The sequence below is a fragment of the Pseudomonas baetica genome, from assembly GCF_051216495.1.
Classification (GTDB): domain Bacteria; phylum Pseudomonadota; class Gammaproteobacteria; order Pseudomonadales; family Pseudomonadaceae; genus Aquipseudomonas; species Aquipseudomonas baetica_B.
Map to the genome: position 1 here is coordinate 39,791 of NZ_JBPKAM010000035.1, position 20,663 is coordinate 60,453.

General features: G+C 61.8%; 8 protein-coding genes. 5 read left to right on the forward strand and 3 right to left on the reverse strand.

The genetic code is table 11. From position 1 onward, the window contains the following. Nucleotides 1-2 precede the first annotated feature (2 nt). Together ACSFE6_RS14615 and ACSFE6_RS14620 are read right to left on the reverse strand one after the other, a co-directional pair. Nucleotides 3-872 (reverse strand): SDR family oxidoreductase, encoded by an 870-nt coding sequence (locus ACSFE6_RS14615; RefSeq protein ID WP_435428269.1) that lies wholly within the window; start codon nt 870-872, stop codon nt 3-5. A 12-nt stretch (nt 873-884) separates the two neighbouring features. Next, a complete protein-coding gene (locus ACSFE6_RS14620; protein WP_435428270.1) occupies nt 885-2,687 on the reverse strand; it encodes an acyclic terpene utilization AtuA family protein in 1,803 nt (600 codons plus the stop codon). A 199-nt stretch (nt 2,688-2,886) separates the two neighbouring features. On the opposite strand from ACSFE6_RS14620, the gene ACSFE6_RS14625 reads away from it, so the two are divergent. The 3 genes from ACSFE6_RS14625 (at nt 2,887) to ACSFE6_RS14635 (ending at nt 5,518) form a co-directional block, all read left to right on the forward strand. Further along, entirely contained in the window at nt 2,887-3,513 is a 627-nt protein-coding gene (locus ACSFE6_RS14625) for a TetR/AcrR family transcriptional regulator (protein ID WP_435428271.1), read from the forward strand. A gap of 92 nt (nt 3,514-3,605) precedes the next feature. Further along, nucleotides 3,606-4,409: a substrate-binding periplasmic protein gene (locus tag ACSFE6_RS14630; RefSeq protein WP_435428272.1), complete on the forward strand. Its 804-nt coding sequence runs from the start codon at nt 3,606-3,608 to the stop codon at nt 4,407-4,409. 95 nt (nt 4,410-4,504) lie between these two features. Then, nucleotides 4,505-5,518 (forward strand): GNAT family N-acetyltransferase, encoded by a 1,014-nt coding sequence (locus ACSFE6_RS14635; RefSeq protein ID WP_435428273.1) that lies wholly within the window; start codon nt 4,505-4,507, stop codon nt 5,516-5,518. A 134-nt stretch (nt 5,519-5,652) separates the two neighbouring features. On the opposite strand, the gene ACSFE6_RS14640 is transcribed toward ACSFE6_RS14635, so the two are convergent. Next, entirely contained in the window at nt 5,653-6,201 is a 549-nt protein-coding gene (locus ACSFE6_RS14640) for an RNA polymerase factor sigma-70 (RefSeq protein WP_435428274.1), read from the reverse strand. A 404-nt stretch (nt 6,202-6,605) separates the two neighbouring features. Here ACSFE6_RS14640 and ACSFE6_RS14645 point away from each other — a divergent pair, with 404 nt between their 5' ends. Both ACSFE6_RS14645 and ACSFE6_RS14650 read left to right on the forward strand, forming a co-directional pair. Continuing rightward, nucleotides 6,606-19,589 carry a non-ribosomal peptide synthetase gene (locus ACSFE6_RS14645; protein ID WP_435428275.1) on the forward strand — a complete coding sequence of 4,328 codons (12,984 nt, stop codon included), beginning with the start codon at nt 6,606-6,608 and terminating at the stop codon, nt 19,587-19,589. 188 nt (nt 19,590-19,777) lie between these two features. Continuing rightward, entirely contained in the window at nt 19,778-20,590 is an 813-nt protein-coding gene (locus ACSFE6_RS14650; protein ID WP_435428276.1) for an alpha/beta fold hydrolase, read from the forward strand. Nucleotides 20,591-20,663: the final 73 nt, after the last annotated feature.

Below are 20,663 nucleotides of genomic sequence, written 5' to 3' on the forward strand. Positions count from 1 at the left end.
GGTTATTCCTTGTCCTTGAGCACGTCGGGAAGGTAGGCACGGTGGAAGCCGTTATACGACTCGCTGTTGGTCGCCTTGTGAATCGGCCACGCCCGCCCGCCGAGGCTGGCCGCACCATCGATTCGCAAAGTGCTGCCGCTGATGAACGCGGCCGCCGGACTGAGCAGGAAAACGATCGCCGCGCTGACTTCCGATTCGGTGCCAATGCGCTTGAGCGGCACATGTTCGCGCAGGGTCGGGATCACAGCCTTGAAGGCGCCTTCGTAGGTGTCCATGCCGCTGGACGCGATCCAGCCCGGCGCCACCGCGTTGACCCGCACCCCGGCATAACCCCATTCGAAGGCCGCCGTCTTGGTCAGGTTGTCCATGCCCGAGCGCGCGGCACCGGAGTGGCCCATGCCGGGCATGCCGCCCCACATGTCGGCCAGCATGTTGACGATGGCGCCGCCGTGCTTGCTCATGGACTGGTTGAACACTTCCCGGGCCATCAGGAAACCGCCCACCAGATTGGTGCGCATCACGGTTTCGAAACCCTTCTGGTTGATCGAGGCCAGCGGTGACGGAAACTGCCCGCCGGCATTGTTGACCAGGCCATGAATCGGGCCGTGCTTTTTGATCAAGTCGCTGACACGATCCTTGACTGCATCTTCGTCACGGATATCACAGACGATCCAGTCCGCCTGGCCACCGTCTTCGGCAATTTCGACGGCGACGCTTTTCAGTTTGTCGGCCTTGCGCCCGACCAGCAGCACGTGGGCGCCGAGGGCTGCCAGTTCATGGGCGGTGCAGCGACCGATACCGCTACCGCCGCCGGTGACGATGATGGTCTGGCCCGCAAACAGGTCGGCTTTGAAAATCGAATCGTAAGCCATGACAGCAGTCCTCTAAATGAGCTGGTCGGCGATGCGTTTCGGCACCGGAATCTGGATCTCCAGCAGTTGCTGGGCGAAGGCCTTGCCTTGCGGATCGATGCGCAGGCTGGCGACACCTCCACCGCCGAGGGCGTTTTCCAGGAGGAAATTCAAGCTGTGGGTGGCGGGTAAATACCAGCGTTCGACGCGCCCGTGGATAGGGTCGAGGACATGGCTCATCCAGTCGACGATCACTTCCGGGGTCAACGCCTCGGCGATCCATGGCAAATACTCGGGCCGGCGAGCCATGACCCCGATATTGCTGTGATTGCCTTTATCACCGGAGCGGGCCACGGCGAGTTTGATCAGCGCCACGCTGGCGTCGGCCCGCCCTTCCGGTTTGGGCGGTTCGAACGGCGTGGGCAAATCGTGGGTATCGAGTACATCCAGGGCCGGGAGGGCGCAAGGGTGGCGCTCGCCGGCCAGTTCGATCTCCAAGGTGCAGGCGCTTTTGTCGATGAGGAACGAGAACAGGCGGATCAGCGGATACACCGTCGGCCGTCCGCCGACGATGCCGGTCAGCCCCGGCGCCATGCCGGTGGCGGCCTGGGCGATTTCCCGAGAGAACATGATCAGGGCCTGTTTGTTCGGATGGCGCACGGCGAGCTTGATCACCACTTCACGGCTGTCCTGGCGCTGGCCGTGGGGGCCGTAGGTGGCTTCGCTGCCGAGCAGTTCAACGCTGACATCACTGTAGGGCGCCCAGCCACGGCGAGCGAATATTTCCGACGTCTTGTTGATGATCGCTTCACTGACACGTCGGGCCTTGTCGACCGCATCGATACCGGCGATCAAACAACTGGCGGTGCAGCGGAAACCCTCCGGATAGGTGGCGCTGACCTTGTACTGATCGGTCGGCGGCAACCCTTTCGCACCGTGCACCTGCACGGCGTTTTTGCCTTGTTGCACCAGTTTGACTTGAGAGAAATCACACACCACATCGGGCAGCAGATAGGCCTGCGGGTCGCCAATCTCATAGAGCATCTGTTCACCCACCGTGAGCGGTGTGATCAAACCACCGGAGCCTTCGGGTTTGCTGACGATGAACTGGCTGTCGGCGCTGACTTCGACGATGGGAAAACCGATGTGCTCGTAGTCGGGCACGTCGCGCCAATCGGTGAAATTGCCCCCGGTGCACTGCGCGCCACACTCGATGATGTGTCCGGCCAGCGCCGCCTGGGCCAGTTTGTCGTAGTCGTGCCACGACCAGTTGAACTCATGCATCAGCGCGGCGCTGACCACGGCGCTGTCGACGACGCGTCCGGTGATCACGATGTCCGCGCCCAGGCGCAGGGCTTCGACGATCCCGGGTGCGCCGAGGTAGGCGTTGGTCGAGACGCACATCGGGGGTAGCGGGGCGCCGCTGAACATTTCATGAATGCCGCGAGTGGTGAGTTGCTTGAATTGCGGTTGTAGGTCATCTCCCAGCAGCACAGCGATCTTCAAGGCGACCCCGGCCTTGTCGCAGGCTGCTTGCAGGGCGGCAGCGCACGCCTGCGGATTGACCCCGCCGGCATTGCTGATGACGCGAATATTTTGCTCGGCGAGCTGTGTGAGCAGCGGGCTCAGGACTTCGACAAAGTCGCTGGCGTAACCGGCCTGGGGATCTTTCATCCGTGCACCGGCCATGATCGACATCGTGATTTCGGCCAGGTAATCGAAGACCAGATAATCCAGACGCCCGCCGTCCACCAATTGTGCGGCAGCGGTCGAGGTGTCGCCCCAGAACGCGCTGGCGCAGCCGATGCGAATAGTTTTGGGTGCAGTCGAATCCATAACCACCTCCAGCAGTTGTGTACCGAGACTACCAAGCAAGCGCTTGGTTTGTAAATGACTGAAAATATCTTCGGCCCGAGCGCTTGCTTGGTTGCCAATGCCAGCTTAAATTGCCCGCGCAACCGTACGAAACTGTAGGAGCGAGCTCGCTCCTGCATGATGAGTGGCGTATAGATTGATCGACTGTAGGAGAGAACGGGTGGACGAGCAAAAAGCCCTGAGGGTCATGCGTGAATTGGTCGACGACGGCCAGTTGACCGATCCGGACAGCGCCCGTGGCAAGCTGCTGCAAGTGGCGGCCCACCTGTTTCGCAACAAAGGCTACGAGCGCACCACTGTGCGCGATCTGGCCGGTGCCGTGGGCATTCAGTCGGGCAGTATCTTCCATCACTTCAAAAGCAAGGACGAGATCCTGCGAGCGGTGATGGAAGAAACGATCCGCTACAACACCGCATTGATGCGCGCGGCCATTGCCGAGGCGGGTAACGTGCGCGAACGGGTGCTGGCACTGATCCGCTGCGAATTGCAGTCGATCATGGGCGGCAGTGGCGAAGCCATGGCGGTACTGGTCTACGAGTGGCGCTCGCTGTCCGAGGAAGGGCAGGCAAAAGTCCTGGCGTTGCGCGACATCTATGAAGACATCTGGCTGCAGGTGCTGGGTGAGGCCAAGAGCGCCGGTTTAATACGCGGTGATGTGTTCATCACCCGTCGATTCCTTACCGGTGCACTGTCCTGGACCACCACCTGGTTTCGTGCCGAAGGCAGCATGAGCCTCGAGCAGTTGGCCAACGAGGCACTGATTCTGGTGCTGGAGGAAAAACAATAGGATTGTGTTGGTCGGCAGGAAACTGGCTAACTGGGCGAAACCGCCTAGCTTGAATGCATTGATGCAGTATTTTTGGGGAGTGGCTTGTTTTGATGTCTTCGCCCATTCGGACGGCTTCACGGCTTTTGCTTACAGCGTTAGCGGCGTTATGGCTGATTCCGTCCCAGGCTGCACAACTGGTGCGCATCGGTGCCGCACACTTCCCGCCCTATACCGTGCGCCCGGAAAACGGGGCCGACACGGGGTTGTTGCCGCAATTGGTCGAAGCGCTCAACGCCCTGCAAAGCGACTATCAATTTGTGTTGGTGCCCACCTCCATTCCCCGGCGTTTCGGCGACTTCAAGCAGGGCCGGATCGACATGGCCATCTTCGAAAACCCCGCCTGGGGCTGGAAGGAGATTCCGCACGCCGATGTCGACATGGGCCTGGAAGACGCCGAGATTTTTGTCGCGCAACGCCAACCTGAAAGCCAGCCCGTTCGCCAGCAAGACTATTTTGCGGACCTTGCGGGCAAGCGTCTGGCATTGTTCAGCGGTTATCACTACGAATTCGCCAACTTCAATGCCGAACCCAAGTACCTCGCCACCCATTACAACGCCACGTTGACCTATTCCCATGACAGTAACCTGCTGATGGTGTTGCGGGGCCGTGCCGACATTGCCCTGGTCACGCGCTCCTATTTGAGCGACTACTTTCTGCGCAATCTGCAAGTCGCCGATCAGTTGCTGATCTCCGATCGCATCGATCAGGTTTATCACCATTACGCCATCCTGCGCCCAGCCGCGCCGATCACGGGTGAGGCATTCGGCAAACTGCTGCAAGGGCTGCGAGACAATGGCCAGATGCTGAAGATTTTCGACCCGTACAAGATTGCTGTCGTGCCGGTTGCGCACTGACCGATCCAACTCATGTGGGAGCGGTTTCTCTTAAATTTCCTGCTTCGGCTCACGTCACATCGTAGAACTGTCGACGATTATCGTGAGCCCGACCCATGTCCAATCTGAATGACCTGACGGCCCTGGCCTTACCCACAGGCGGCCGACTTGTAGCCGATGAAACCGAAAACCGGCTGAGCCTCAGCCTCGACGATCAACCGCTGATCCAGTTGCGGTTGAACCGCGGACCTGAGCTGCAAGTGCACCCGGAGCAGCGCTTTGGCCCCCCTGACAGCCTGGCGTTCTGGGCCGCCTGTTACTGGCTGTTCGCCCGTGACCCGGCCTGCCAGCACCTGACCTGGCAACTTGATGAGGTCCCGACCCAAGCACTGCTCAGCGGCCTGTTGATTCCAACGCAAACGGCTGGTCAGTATCGCTGCGAACGCACCTTGTTCTGGCAACTGCCGCAGCCTTGGCTTGGGCAGGCGCTGACCGGCAGTTATCCACAGCAGATGATCATCAGCGGCGGCAAGCGTCATCCGCTACGGCCAGTGAAGCCTCGGGGCGAGGTCTATCGACGGTTCGATACACGCTTGGGGATGTGGATTTCCCTGCGTACCGTGGACATCGATCTGGATCTGAGCCGTTTCAACCGTTGGCAGAACAGTCCACGGGTCGCCAGTTTCTGGCAGGAAGAGGGCAGCCTCGAACAGCACCGCGAGTACCTGAGCAAACTCGAAGCTGATCCCCACACCGTGACATTGATCGGTTGCTTCGATGATCAGCCGTTTGCCTATTTCGAAGCCTATTGGGCCAAGGAAGATCGCATCGCACCGTTCTACGAGGCTGGTGATTACGACCGTGGCATTCACATGCTGGTGGGCGAGGAGAATCACCGGGGTCCGCACAAGGTGGCGAGCTGGTTATCGGCGCTGGTGCATTTCCTGTTTCTCGATGACCCGCGTACCCAACGGGTGGTCGCCGAGCCTCGTGCCGACAACGGCAAGATGATCGGCTACATGCAGGCTCAGCGTTTCCACTGCGAAAAGGAATTCGATTTTCCGCATAAGCGCGCGGCGTTGATGGCGCTGGGGCGTGAACGGTTTTTTGATCGGTGTGAGTTGGCTTGATGCATAAGACTCAAGATCTGAATGGATCTTGAGTCCACCTTCGCGAGCAGGCTCGCCCTCACAATGGAACTGTTCTCACAGAACCAATGTGGGAGCGAGCCTGCTCGCGAATGGGGGCGATGAGATGTCGGATCTTAACGACGGGCACTGGCATCCGCACGGCTACCGGACACCTTGCGGCAGTGCACCAGCGCATCGCGAATCATGAAGTTGACCAGGGTCGGCGAGACGCCGAGTTCCTTGGCGATGTCCTTTTGCGGCACGCCGTGCAGGCGATACATCTCGAAGGCGTAGCGGGTGCGGCTTGGCAGCTCGGTGAGTGCGTCGGCGATGTTTTCCAGGGTGGAAAAATTGATGTGCGAGGTTTCCGGTGAAGCTCCCTGAATCACCACGTTCAGACCTTCCTCTTCAGGCCCGGCGTATTTCTGCTCCAGCGCCTGCTTGCGGTAGTGATCGATCGCCAGGTTGCGCACGATCTGGAACAGATAGCTGAGCTGAGCCTTGAACGAGGAGGTGATCTGCGGTGCCGATTGCAGCCGGAAGAACGCATCCTGCACCACATCCTCGGCACGCGAGCGGCAACCGGTGATGCGGGCTGCAATCTTGACCAGAATCAGTCGATTGTCGACGAAGGCCTGGAGTAGCGGCGAATCGCACCTGCTTGTGGACACTTGTTCCGTCATGGAAATCACCCTGCTGCCAAATAGGTTGGTGGGACGGCGAGAAGGCCGGGGCCGTCCTACACATCGAGCGACAAATTATGTTGAATGATAATGATTGTCAATTGAGAAAGAGAAGTAATGCTCCGTGAGGGTGCAGAACGAGAACGGCGACACGCTGACTCATCCCTTCATGCCCGCCGACTAATTATTTCAGGACGCTATCCGTTCTCATTGGTGAATGGCATAGCCCAACTCGCATAACCCTGTAGGAGCGAGCCAGCTCGCGATGGTCGTCAACGATGACGATGGATGCCTGACCCCCCGCGGCGTTCTCCGGTTTTTCGCGAGCAGGCTCGCTCCTACAGGGATCTCGTGACACACGAAAACCGATTCCAATTGCAAGCCGAATTCAGGCAGGAAACCTCATGACCGACGCGTTCGACATCCCCAGCACACTGGTCCAAGCCCTTCAGCGCCGCGCGGCCCTGACGCCGGATCGGGTGGCCTTGCGTTTTCTCGCCGAAACCCGGGATCAGACGGTGGTGCTCAGCTATCGCGAACTGGATCAGCGCGCGCGGACGATTGCTGCTGCGTTGCAGGCCGAAGCCGGATTTGGCGATCGTGCGGTGTTGTTGTTTCCCAGCGGTCCGGATTACGTCGCAGCCTTCTTCGGTTGCCTGTATGCCGGCGTGATTGCCGTGCCGGCTTATCCCCCGGAGTCGACCAAGCGTCATCACCAGGAGCGCCTGCTGTCGATCATCAGCGATGCCGAACCGCGTCTGCTGTTGACCAGCGCCGGCCTGCGCGATGCCTTGCAGCAAATTGAAGGCGCGCCGCCGCTGCTGTGCGTCGACACCCTCGACAGCACGCTGGCCGAGCGCTGGGTCGCGCCGCAGCTTGCAGGCGATCACATTGCCTTCCTGCAATACACCTCCGGTTCCACCGCATTGCCCAAAGGCGTGCAAGTCAGCCACGGCAACCTGGTGGCCAACGAGTTGCTGATCCGCCAGGGGTTCGGCATCGATCTGCACCCCGACGACGTGATCGTCAGCTGGCTGCCGCTGTACCACGACATGGGCCTGATCGGCGGCTTGCTGCAACCGATTTTCAGCGGCGTGCCGTGCGTGTTGATGTCGCCGGCGTACTTCCTTGGTCGCCCGCTGCGTTGGCTGGAAGCGATCAGCGAGTACGGCGGCACCATCAGCGGCGGGCCGGATTTTGCCTTTCGCCTGTGCAGCGAGCGGGTCAGCGAGTCGGCGCTGGAACGGCTCGACCTGAGCGGCTGGCGCGTGGCGTATTCCGGCTCCGAGCCGATTCGCCTCGACACCCTGGAACGCTTCGCGGAGAAGTTCACCGCCTGCGGTTTCACCCAAGACAGTTTCATGGCTTCTTATGGTCTGGCCGAAGCCACGCTGTTCGTGGCCGGCACACCCCGTGGCCAGGGCATCGGCAACCTGCGTGTCGACGATCAGGCCCTGACGCAGAACCGTGCCGAAGCGGGCGAGGGCAGCGCAATCATGAGTTGCGGTATCCGCCAGCCCGATCATGGGGTGCTGATTGTCGACCCGGTGTCGCTCAGTGAACTGACGGACAACGTCGTCGGTGAAGTCTGGGCCAGTGGCCCGAGCATCGCCCATGGTTACTGGCGCAACCCTGAAGCAACCGCCAAAACTTTTGTCCAGCACGCCGGCCAAACCTGGCTGCGCACCGGTGACCTGGGCTTCATGCACGGCGGTGAACTGTTCATCACCGGTCGCCTGAAAGACATGCTGATCGTGCGCGGGCACAACCTTTATCCACAGGACATCGAGCAAACCGTCGAGCGTGAAGTGGAAGTGGTGCGCAAAGGTCGCGTGGCTGCATTTTCTGTGAACATCGACGGTCAGGAAGGCATTGGCATCGCCGCGGAAATCAGCCGCAGCGTGCAAAAAATCCTGCCACCGCAGGCCTTGATCAAGGCGATTCGTCAGGCTGTGGCCGAGGCGTACCAGGAGGCGCCGAGCGTGGTGGTGCTGCTCAACCCCGGCGCGTTGCCCAAGACCTCCAGTGGCAAACTGCAACGCTCGGCGTGCCGCAATCGCCTGGCCGACGGCAGCCTCGACAGCTATGCGGTTTTCCCGTCGACCACTACTGAAGTCGAGGACTCGACTGCGACGACCTCAGATCTGGAAGCGCTGATCGGTCAGATCTGGGCCGAACTGCTGAACGTCAAACAGGTCGGCGCCGACGATCATTTCTTCCTGCTCGGCGGTAACTCCATCGCCGCCACGCAAGTGATCGCCCGGGTGCGTGAAGAACTGGGGCTGGAGCTGAATCTGCGCCTGTTGTTCGAGGCGCCGACCCTGGCCGCGTTCGCTACTGCAGTGGCACAGCAGCAACAGGACGGCGGCAGCGCCCAGGGCGACATCACGCTGTTGTCGCGCAGTGAGGCGATGCCGCAGTCCTTGGCACAAAACCGCCTGTGGATCACCTGGCAACTCGATCCACAGAGCAGTGCCTATAACATCCCCGGTGCGTTGCGCCTGCGCGGCGAGTTGGACGAAGACGCGTTGCGCACAAGTTTCCAGCAACTGATCGAGCGACACGAATCCCTGCGCACCCGCTTCTTTGAACGCGATGGTGTGGCGTTGCAACAAGTCTTAGCCGCCGGTGAGTTCAACCTGCAACGGATCGACCTCAGCGATTTGCCGCTCGCCGAGCGTGAAGCTCGTGCGCAACAGATCCGCGAGGACGAAGCTCGCACCCAGTTCGATCTGGAAAAAGGCCCATTGCTCTGGGTAACGCTGGTGCGTCTGGACGATGAAGACCATCAGCTGTTGGTGACGATGCACCACATCATCGCCGACGGCTGGTCGATGAATGTATTGATCGACGAGTTCTCGCGTCTGTATGCCGCAACTTCCCAAGGTCAGCTCGCTGAACTGGCACCGTTGCCGACCCAATACGCCGATTACGGCAGTTGGCAGCGTCAATGGCTGGCGCAAGGCGAGGGCGAGCGGCAACTGGTGTACTGGAAGGCGCAATTGGGTGACGAGCACCCGGCACTCGAACTGGCTACCGATCATCCGCGTTCGGCCAAACAATCCCACAGCGCCGCCCGCCATAGCGTGCGCCTGACCGCCCCCCTGAGCGAAGCGATTTGCAAAACTGCGCAGGCTCATGAGTCGACAAGCTTCATGTTGTTGCTCGCCGCGTTTCAGACGTTGTTGCATCGCTACAGCGGTCAACGTGACATTCGCGTCGGCGTACCGAATGCCAACCGCCCGCGTCTGGAAACCCAGGGCCTGATCGGCTTCTTCATCAACACCCAAGTGCTGCGCGCCGAGGTGGATTCGCGGCTGCCCTTCATTGAGTTGCTGGGGCAAACCCGCCAAGCGGCGTTGGGGGCGCAAGCGCATCAGGACCTGCCGTTCGAGCAACTGCTCGAAGCCTTCCCGCGGGCCCGTGAACAGGGCCTGTTCCAGGTCATGTTCAACCACCAGCAACGCGACCTCAATGCCTTGAAACGCCTGCCGGGGCTGTTGGCCGAAGAGCTGTCGTGGCACAGCCGCGAAGCCAAGTTCGACTTGCAACTGCACAGCGAAGAAGACCGCAACGGTCGCCTGACCTTGTCCTTCGACTACGCCGATGAGTTGTTCGATGCTGCGACAATTGAGCGCCTGGCCAAGCATTTCAGCCAACTGCTGCAAGCCATTTGCGAGCAACCGGACGCTGCCGTCGGCGACCTGTCACTGTTGAGCGCCGTCGAACACGAACAGCAATCCGCCTGGAGCGTTGCTCCCTGCGATCCGGCGCAACATTGGTTGCCTGAGCTGCTCAACGAACAGGCACGCCAGACCCCGCACCGTACGGCGTTGCTGTGGGACGGCGGCAGTCTCGATTTTGCCGAACTGCACACACGGGCCAATCGACTGGCCCACTACCTGCGCGACAAGGGCGTTGGCCCGGACGTCTGCGTGGCTATCGCCTGCGAGCGTTCGCCGCAACTGTTGATTGGCCTGCTGGCGATCATCAAGGCCGGTGGCGCTTACGTGCCGCTGGACCCGGATTACCCTGCCGAGCGTTTGGCCTACATGCTCGGCGACAGCGGCGTCGATTTGCTGCTGACCCAGACCGCATTGCTTGACCGATTGCCGACCACTGAGGGTGTCAGCGTGATCGCCATGGATGCCCTGCACCTTGAGAGCTGGCCGAGTCATGCGCCGGGCCTGCATTTGCACGGCGAGAACCTGGCCTACGTGATCTACACATCCGGCTCCACCGGGCAGCCGAAAGGCGTCGGCAACACCCACGCGGCGCTGGCCGAACGTCTGCAATGGATGCAGAACACTTATCGCCTGAACGACAGCGACGTGCTGATGCAAAAGGCGCCGATCAGTTTCGATGTGTCGGTGTGGGAGTGCTTCTGGCCGCTGATCACCGGTAGCCGGTTGCTGATTGCCGGCCCTGGCGAGCACCGCGATCCGCACCGTATCGCGCAGCTTGTTCGAGCGTATGGTGTGACCACGCTGCACTTCGTGCCGCCACTGCTGGCGCTGTTCATCGATGAGCCGCTGAGTGTCGAATGCACCAGCCTGCGTCGGGTGTTCTCCGGTGGCGAAGCCTTGCCCGCCGAACTGCGCAACCGCGTGTTGACGCAACTGCCAGCGGTGCAACTGCATAACCGTTACGGCCCGACCGAAACCGCGATCAACGTCACCCATTGGCATTGCAGCGTGACCGATGGCGAGCGTTCGCCGATTGGCCGTCCGCTGGGTAACGTGATTTGCCGCGTACTCGACGGCGATCTCAATCCGGTTCCGGCCGGTGTGCCCGGTGAACTGTGCATCAGTGGTATTGGCCTGGCGCGTGGTTATCTCGGTCGACCCGCGCTGACTGCCGAACGCTTCGTGGTCGATCCGTTGGGCGAGCGGGGCGCGCGCCTGTATCGCACCGGCGACCGGGCGCGCTGGACCGCCGAAGGCGTAATCGAATACCTCGGCCGTCTCGATCAGCAGGTCAAGCTGCGCGGCTTCCGCGTCGAACCGGAAGAAATCGAAGCACGCCTGCTGGCCCAGGACGGTGTCGCCCAGGCTGTGGTCGTGGTGCGAAACACCGCTGCCGGTGGACAGTTGATTGGCTACTACACCGCAATGGACGCCACTGAAGCTGAAGAAATTCAAACCACACGCCTGAAAGCCGCGCTGGCGGCCGAGTTGCCGGAATACATGGTGCCGGCGCAACTGATGCGCCTGGACGCGATGCCCCTGAGCCCGAGCGGCAAACTCGACCGTCGCACCTTGCCGGAACCGCAATGGCAGGTGCGCGAGCATGTCGAGCCAGTCACCGAACTGGAACAACGGATCGCGGCGATCTGGCGCGAAGTCCTGGGCTTGGAACAAGTCGGCCTGCGCGACGACTTCTTCGCCCTCGGCGGTCATTCGCTGCTGGCCACGCAAATCATCTCCCGCACCCGCCAGGCCTGCGACGTCGAGTTGCCGCTGCGTGCCTTGTTCGAGAACAGTGAACTGGGCGGGTTTGCCGAACAGATCCGCCTGATCCAGGCCTGCGGCCACACCAACAAGCAGCCGCCGATCGAGCCAGTCGACCGCAGCCAACCGGTGCCGCTGTCTTATTCCCAGCAACGGATGTGGTTCCTCTGGCAGATGGAGCCGGACAGCCCGGCGTACAACGTCGGCGGCATGGCGCGCCTGCGCGGGGTGCTGGATGTCGGGCGTTTCGAAGCGGCGCTGCAAGCGTTGATCCTGCGCCACGAAACCCTGCGCACCACCTTCCCGAGCATCGACGGCGTGGCCCGACAGCAGGTGCATGCCGAGACGGGTGTGTGCATGGACTGGAAGGATTTCTCGACACTCGAAGCTGACATGCGCGAGCAGAACGTCCAGCAACTGGCCGATGATGAAGCGCACCTGCCGTTCGATCTGGAAACCGGTCCGCTGCTGCGCGCCTGCCTGGTCAAGACCGCCGAGCAAGAGCACTACTTTGTGCTGACCCTGCACCACATCGTCACCGAAGGCTGGGCGATGGACATCTTTGCCCGGGAACTCAGCGCGCTGTACGAAGCCTTCGTCGACGACCGCGAGTCGCCGCTGGCACCGCTGCCGGTGCAGTACCTGGATTACAGCGTCTGGCAGCGTCAGTGGCTGGAATCCGGTGAACGTCAGCGTCAGCTCGACTACTGGACTGCACAACTGGGTCGCGAACATCCACTGCTGGAGTTGCCGGGTGATCGTCCGCGTCCACCGGTGCAAAGTCACCAGGGTGAACTGTTCCGTTTTGATCTGAGTGATGATCTGGCCGCACGGGTTCGCGCATTCAATGCGCAAAACGGCCTGACCCTGTTCATGACCATGACCGCCACACTCGCGACTTTGCTGTACCGCTATAGCGGCCAGACCGACCTGCGCATCGGCGCACCGGTGGCCAACCGCATCCGCCCGGAAAGCGAAGGGTTGATCGGTGCGTTCCTTAATACCCAGGTGCTGCGTTGCCAGCTCGATGGCCAGATGTCGGTCGGCGAGCTGTTCGAGCAAGTGCGTCACACGGTGATCGAAGGCCAGTCCCATCAGGACCTGCCGTTCGATCATCTGGTCGAGGCTTTGCAGCCTCCGCGCAGCGCGGCCTACAACCCGCTGTTCCAGGTGATGTGCAACGTGCAGCGCTGGGAATTCCAGCAGAGCCGCACCCTGGCCGGCATGACCGTCGAGTACCTGGCCAACGATGCCCGTGCGACCAAGTTCGACCTCAACCTGGAAGTCACCGACCTCGACCACCGCTTGGGTTGCTGCCTGACCTACAGCACCGACCTGTTCGACGAGCCGCGTATTGCCCGCATGGCCAGACACTGGCGCAACCTGCTGGAGGCGCTGATCGCCGATTCGCAACAGCGTCTGAGCGAACTGCCGTTGCTCGATGGAGCTGAGCAGCAACAATTGCTCGACAGCCTTGGCGTCGAACCGGGCGAACATCGCCTCGACCAGTGCATCCATCACCTGTTCGCCGAACAGGCGCTGGTACGCAAGGATGCACCGGCCCTGACCTTCGCCGGGCAGACCCTGAGCTATGCCGAACTCGACAGCCGCGCCAATCGCCTGGCCTGGGCGCTGCGCGAGCGTGGTGTCGGCCCGCAGGTCCGCGTGGGCCTGGCGCTGGAGCGCTCGCTTGAAATGGTTGTCGGCCTGTTGGCGATCCTCAAGGCCGGTGGCGCCTACGTGCCGCTGGACCCGGAATACCCGCTCGATCGTTTGCATTACATGATCGAAGACAGCGGCATCGGCCTGCTGTTGAGCGATGCAGTGATGTTCAAGGCGTTGGGTGAGCTGCCGTCTACGGTGGCGCGCTGGTGCCTGGAGGAAGACGCCGCCGCACTGGCCCACTATCCGGCGACTGAGCTGCCCTTCATCAGCCTGCCGCAACATCAGGCGTACCTGATCTACACCTCCGGTTCCACCGGCAAGCCGAAAGGCGTGGTGGTGTCCCACGGCGAGATCGCCATGCACTGCCGCGCCGTGATCGAGCGTTTCGGCATGCGTCCTGACGATTGCGAACTGCATTTCTATTCGATCAACTTCGACGCCGCCACCGAGCGTCTGTTGGTGCCGTTGCTCTGCGGTGCGCAGGTGGTGTTGCGGGCGCAGGGCCAGTGGGATGCCGAAGAAATCTGTGGCCTGATCCGCCGTCATCGCATCAACGTCCTCGGCTTCACACCAAGCTACGGCAGCCAGTTGGCACAATGGCTGGCCACGCAACATGAAAGTCTGCCGGTGCGCATGATCATCACCGGCGGCGAAGCGCTGACTGGCGAGCATTTGCAGCGAATCCGCGAGGCGTTCAAACCGAGCCTGTTCTTCAACGCCTATGGCCCGACCGAAACCGTGGTCATGCCTTTGGCCAGTCTCGCACCCGAGGTTCTGGAAGAGGGCGCCGGCAGCGTGCCGATTGGCAGCGTGATCGGTGACCGTGTGGCGTACATTCTCGATGCCGACCTGGCGTTGGTGCCGCAAGGCGCGACCGGTGAGTTGTACGTCGGTGGCGCCGGCCTGGCCCAGGCCTATCACCAGCGTGCGGGCATCACGTCGGAGCGCTTTGTCGCCGACCCGTTCGCGGCCAAGGGTGGGCGCATGTACCGCACTGGCGACCTGGTGCGCCAGCGTGCCGATGGGCTGGTGGAATACCTGGGGCGAATCGACCATCAGGTGAAGATCCGTGGTTTCCGGATCGAGCTGGGCGAGATTGAAACCCGCTTGCTTGACCATGAATCGGTGCGTGAAGCGGTTGTGCTGGCGCTCGATGCGCCAAGCGGCAAACAGCTTGTTGGTTATCTCGTCACCGACATCGCCGAACAGGATGAAGCGCAGCAGGCGGCATTGCGCGAAGACCTGAAAGCACACCTCAAGGCGCAACTGCCGGACTACATGGTGCCCACCCACCTGATCCTGCTGGCCAGCATGCCGCTGACCGCCAACGGCAAGCTCGACCGCCGCGCGCTGCCAGCGCCGGACCCAGAGCTGAACCGTCAACAGTACGTGGCGCCGAGCAACGAGCTTGAGCTGACCCTGGCGCAGATCTGGTGCGAAGTCCTCAACGTCGAACAGGTCGGCCTCAACGACAATTTCTTCGAACTGGGGGGCGATTCGATTTTGTCGATCCAGGTGGTCAGCCGGGCACGGGCGCAGGGCATTCACTTCAGCCCCCGCGACCTGTTCCAGCATCAGACCGTGCAGTCCCTCGCCGTCGTGGCGTCCCGTACCGAGCAGGTCAATGCAGAGCAGGGCCTGGTCTCGGGCGAATCGCGCCTGACGCCGATCCAGCACTGGTTCTTCGACACCGACATCCCGCAGCGCCAGCACTGGAACCAGGCGTTGCTGCTGCAACCGACCACGACCCTGGAACCTCATCGCCTGGAGCAGGCGTTGCTGGCGGTGATTGAACAGCACGACGCCTTGCGCTTGCGTTTCAGCGAAGTCGGCGGCCAATGGCATGCCGAGCATCAGGCGATTTCCGATGCGCCGGTGTTGTGGCAGGTGCGCGTGACCTCCATGGACAAATGCGCCGCCCTGTTCGCGGACGCCCAGCGCAGCCTCGACCTTGGTGAAGGACCACTGATCCGCGTTCTGCTGGTCGATGGTCCCGAGGGCCAGCAACGGCTGTTCATCGCCATTCACCATTTGGTGGTGGACGGGGTTTCGTGGCGCGTCCTGCTGGACGATCTGCAAACGGTGTATCGCCAACTCGACGCGCAGCAGTCGGTGAAGCTACCGGCGAAAACCAGTGCATTCAAGGATTGGGCGGCACGCTTGCAGGCCTATGCCGGCAGCGAGTCCTTGCGCGAAGAGTTGGGCTGGTGGCAGAGGCAACTGGCCGGGCCGAACGGCGAGCTGCCCTGTGATTGTCCCGAGGGTGGGCGGCAGCATCGGCATGCACAAACCGTCAGCGTGCGCCTTGACGGCGAACGCACCCGACAATTGCTGCAACAGGCGCCGAGCGCCTACCGCACCCAGGTCAACGACCTGTTGTTGACTGCACTGGCCCGCGTACTGTGCCGCTGGAGTGGCCAAGAGTCGGCGCTGATCCAACTGGAAGGTCATGGCCGCGAAACGCTGTTCGACGAGATCGATCTGACCCGCACCGTCGGTTGGTTCACCAGCGCGTATCCGTTGCGCCTGACGCCGGCGCAGGAGCAGGGCGCCTCGATCAAGGCCATCAAGGAACAACTGCGCGCCGTGCCGCACAAAGGCCTCGGTTACGGTGTGCTGCGCTACCTCGCCGACGCGTCGTGCCGACAAGGCATGGCGGCGTTGCCGCAGGCGCCGATCACCTTCAACTACCTCGGTCAGTTCGACCAGAGCTTCGGTGCCGATGCGTTGTTTCGTCCGCTGGATGAAACCATCGGTGCGGCCCACGATCCGCGGGCACCGCTGCCCAACGAGTTGAGCGTCGACGGTCAGGTCTATGGCGGTGAGCTGGTGCTGCGCTGGACCTTCAGCGCCGAGCGCTTTAATCCGCAAACCATCAGTGAGCTGGCCGATGCCTACGTCAGTGAATTGCAGAGCCTGATCGAGCATTGCTTGCGCGACGATGCGGGTGGCCTGACGCCGTCGGACTTCCCGCTGGCGAAACTGAATCAGGCGCAGCTGGACGCGTTACCGGTGGCGGCGGCTGTCATCGAGGACGTTTATCCGCTGACCCCGATGCAGGAAGGCATGCTGCTGCACACCTTGCTGGAGCCGGGCACCGGCCTGTACTACATGCAGGACCGCTACCGCATCAATAGCGAACTCGACCCGCAGCGCTTTGCCCAGGCCTGGCAAGCGGTGATCGCCCGCCATGAAGCCTTGCGCGCTTCGTTCTGCTGGAACGTCGGCGAAGACATGCTGCAAGTTATCCACAAGCCGGGCAGCACGCCGATCGAGTACCTGGACTGGAGCGATATCGCTGAGGCCGAGCAGGAACCGAAGCTACAAACCCTGCTCAAGACCGAACGCGAAACCGGTTTCGATCTGCTCAACCAGGCCCCGTTCCACCTGCGCCTGATCAAGGTCGGCGCGGCGCGTTACTGGTTCATGATGAGCAACCACCACATCCTCATTGATGCCTGGTGCCGTTCGCTGTTGATGAATGACTTCTTTGAGATCTACATGGCCTTCGGCGAAGGCCGCGAAGCTCAGTTGGCCGTGCCGCCGCGTTATCGCGACTACATCGGCTGGCTGCAACGCCAGAGCCTGGCCGAAGCGCGGCAGTGGTGGAAAACCAACCTGCAAGGTTTCGAGCGGACCACGCCGATTCCGAGCGACCGACCGTTCCTGCGCGAACATGCCGGCGACAGCGGCGGCATGATCGTTGGCGACCGCTACACCCGTCTCGACGCTCGCGACGGTGCGCAGCTGCGTGAGTTGGCGCAGGCCCATCAACTGACCATCAACACCTTCGCCCAGGCCGCGTGGGCCCTGGTGCTGCGTCGACTGAGCGGTGATCGCGACGTGCTGTTCGGCGTCACGGTGGCCGGGCGTCCAGTGGAAATGCCGGAGATGCAACGCACCGTCGGCCTGTTCATCAACAGCATCGCGCTGCGGGTGAAAATGCCGCAGGACGACCAGCGTTGCAGCGTGCGCCAGTGGTTGACCGACCTGCTCGACAGCAACATGCAGCTGCGCGAGTACGAATACCTGCCGCTGGTGAACATCCAGGAACAGAGCGAGTTGCCCAAAGGCCAGCCGTTGTTCGACAGCCTGTTCGTGTTCGAAAACGCCCCGGTGGAAGTCTCGGTGCTGGACCGTGCGCAAAGCCTCAACGCGACATCGGATTCGGGCCGCACCCACACCAATTTCCCGCTGACAGCCGTGTGCTATCCAGGGGATGACCTGGGCTTGCACCTGTCCTACGACCAGCGTTACTTCGACGAATCCACGGTCGAGCGCATGCTCGGCGAGTTCAAGCGCCTGTTGCTGGCGCTGGTTGAAGGCTTCCACGGCGACATGGTCGATCTGCCCTTGCTAGGGGCCGAGGAACAGGAATTCCTGATCCATGGCTGCAACCAGAGCGCGCACGACTACCCGCTGGATCAGAGTTACGTGGCCCTGTTCGAAGGGCAGGTGAACGCGCATCCGCAGCGCATTGCCGCCAGTTGCCTGGATCAGCAGCACAGTTACTTTGAACTCAACCAGCGCAGTAACCGCCTCGGTCACGCCTTGATCGCTGCCGGTGTCGGGCTGGATCAACCGGTGGCACTGCTGGCTGAACGCAGTCTCGATTTGCTCGGCATGATCATCGGCAGCTTCAAGGCCGGGGCGGGTTATCTGCCGCTGGATCCGGGGCTGCCAGGCCAGCGTTTGAGCCGGATCATCGACCTCAGCCGCACACCGTTGCTGGTCTGCACCCAGGCTTGCCGCGAGCAGGCGCTGGCGCTGCTGGATGAGTTCGGTTGCGTCAATCGATCGAAGTTGCTGGTGTGGGAAGAGGTGCAAGCCAGCGATGCATCGGTGGCCAATCCGGGCATCCACAGCGGGCCGGACAATCTGGCTTATGTGATTTACACCTCGGGCTCCACCGGTTTGCCCAAAGGCGTGATGGTCGAACAACGTGGCATGCTCAACAACCAATTGAGCAAGGTGCCGTACCTGGGCCTGAGCGACGCCGACGTCATCGCCCAGACCGCTTCGCAAAGCTTCGACATCTCCGTGTGGCAGTTCCTCGCCGCGCCGTTGTTCGGCGCGCGGGTGGACATCGTGCCGAACACCATCGCCCACGATCCGCAAGGGTTGCTGGCACACGTTTCGGCCCAGGGCATCACGGTATTGGAAAGCGTGCCGTCGTTGATCCAGGGCATGCTCGCCCAGGAACGCATGAGCCTCGATGGCCTGCGCTGGATGCTGCCGACCGGCGAGGCGATGCCGCCGGAGCTGGCGCACCAGTGGTTGTTGCGCTACCCGGAGATCGGGCTGGTGAATGCTTACGGTCCGGCGGAGTGTTCCGATGACGTGGCGTTCTTCCGGGTCGACATGGCTTCGACCCGCGGCAGTTATTTGCCGATTGGTACGCCGACCGATAACAACTTGCTGTACCTGCTCGATGGCGCGTTGGACCTGGTGCCGTTGGGCGCAGTAGGGGAGTTGTGTGTTGCCGGTACGGGAGTCGGACGCGGTTACGTCAGCGATCCGCTACGCACGGCCCCGGTGTTCGTGCCCAATCCGTTCGGAGCGCCGGGCGAGCGCCTGTATCGCACCGGTGACTTGGCGCGACGTCGCAGCGATGGGGTGCTGGAGTACGTCGGCCGGGTCGATCATCAGGTGAAAATTCGCGGCTACCGCATCGAACTGGGTGAAATCGAAGCCCGTCTGCATGAACAACCGGAAGTCCGCGACGCGGCGGTGGGAGTGCAGGAGGGCGCCAACGGCAAACATCTGGTTGGTTATCTGGTGGCTGCCGATTCAACGCTCAATCCTGCCGAACGCCTGGAGCGCATCAAGCAATGCCTGCGCGCCGAACTGCCGGAGTACATGGTGCCGCTGCACTGGCTGTGGCTCGACAGGATGCCGCTCAACGCCAATGGCAAACTGAATCGCAAGGCTTTGCCGGCGCTGGAGATCGGCCAGTTGCAGAGCCAGGACTATCAGGCCCCGCGCAATGAACTGGAGCAGACCCTCGCAACCATCTGGGCCGAAGTGTTGAAGGTTGAGAAGGTTGGTGTCCGCGACAACTTCTTCGAACTGGGCGGGCATTCTCTGCTGGCCACGCAGATCGCATCGCGGGTGCAGAAAAACCTGCAACGGGACGTGCCGCTGCGAGCGATGTTCGAGTGCAGTACGGTGGAGGAGCTGGCCGGGTACATCGACGGGTTGGCGGCCAGTGACATCACCGAGGAGAAGGCGGATCGGTTGAATGATCTGATGGCGGAGCTGGAGGGGCTGTAATCTTCTAGCGTCCGTACTGGCCTCTTCGCGAGCAGGCTCGCTCCCACAATGGAACTGTGTTGGCAGTCCAAATGTGGGAGCGAGCCTGCTCGCGAAGACGGTTGTACAGACGCATACAATCGTGTGATTGACTGCAATCCTTTAGCCGCTCAGTCTTCCCGCTCCACTTTTCAAACGGAGCCACGCCGATGCCCTTCGTAACCATCGACGGACAATCCCTTCATTACATCGACCAAGGCACCGGCCCGGCCGTCCTCCTGGCCGGCAGTTACCTGTGGGACCAGGCCATGTGGGCGCCGCAGATTGCCGCGTTGTCGCAACAGTATCGAGTGATCGCCCTGGACCTGTGGGGCCACGGTGAATCGGGGCCACTTCCCGCCGGCACGACGTCGCTGGACGATGTGGCGCGTCAGGCATTGGCGTTGCTCGATCATCTGGATATCAATCGCGTCACCCTGGTTGGCCTGTCGGTGGGCGGCATGTGGGGCGTGCGGCTGGCGTTGTCGGCACCGCAGCGGCTCAATGGGTTGGTGCTGATGGACACCTATGTCGGCGTCGAGCCGGAACAGACCCGTCAGTACTACTTCTCGCTGTTCAAAATGATCGAAGACACCGGCGTCATCGCGCCACAGTTGCTGGACATCGTGGTGCCGATTTTCTTCCGTCCGGGCATCGATCCGCAGTCGGCGCTGTATCAGGATTTCCGCGCCAAACTGGCCGCACTGCCACCCGAGCGCCTGCGCGAAAGCATCGTGCCGATGGGACGGATTACCTTTGGTCGTGATGATCTGTTGTCGCGCCTGGGCGAGCTGGACGCAGCGGCCACGCTGGTAATCTGTGGCGATCAAGACAAGCCGCGGCCGCCAAGTGAAGCGCGGGAAATGGCCGAGTTGATCGGTTGCCCGTGTGTGCTGGTGCCGGAGGCGGGGCATATTTCCAATCTGGAAAATCCGGGATTTGTGACAGAGGCGCTGCTGAAGTTTATCGCCCAGAGAAACTAGTGGTTTTACCGGCCTCTTCGCGAGCAGGCTCGCTCCCACAAGAAAATGCAATCACCTGTGGGAGCGGTCTCTT

Bases quoted from the DNA above. Each gene is read 5' to 3' on its own strand.
- ACSFE6_RS14645 (WP_435428275.1), top strand. From the start codon at position 6,606: ATGACCGACGCGTTCGACATCCCCAGCACACTGGTCCAAGCCCTTCAG.
- ACSFE6_RS14640 (WP_435428274.1), bottom strand. From the start codon at position 6,201: ATGACGGAACAAGTGTCCACAAGCAGGTGCGATTCGCCGCTACTCCAG.
- ACSFE6_RS14650 (WP_435428276.1), top strand. From the start codon at position 19,778: ATGCCCTTCGTAACCATCGACGGACAATCCCTTCATTACATCGACCAA.
- ACSFE6_RS14615 (WP_435428269.1), bottom strand. From the start codon at position 872: ATGGCTTACGATTCGATTTTCAAAGCCGACCTGTTTGCGGGCCAGACC.
- ACSFE6_RS14620 (WP_435428270.1), bottom strand. From the start codon at position 2,687: ATGGATTCGACTGCACCCAAAACTATTCGCATCGGCTGCGCCAGCGCG.
- ACSFE6_RS14630 (WP_435428272.1), top strand. From the start codon at position 3,606: ATGTCTTCGCCCATTCGGACGGCTTCACGGCTTTTGCTTACAGCGTTA.
- ACSFE6_RS14635 (WP_435428273.1), top strand. From the start codon at position 4,505: ATGTCCAATCTGAATGACCTGACGGCCCTGGCCTTACCCACAGGCGGC.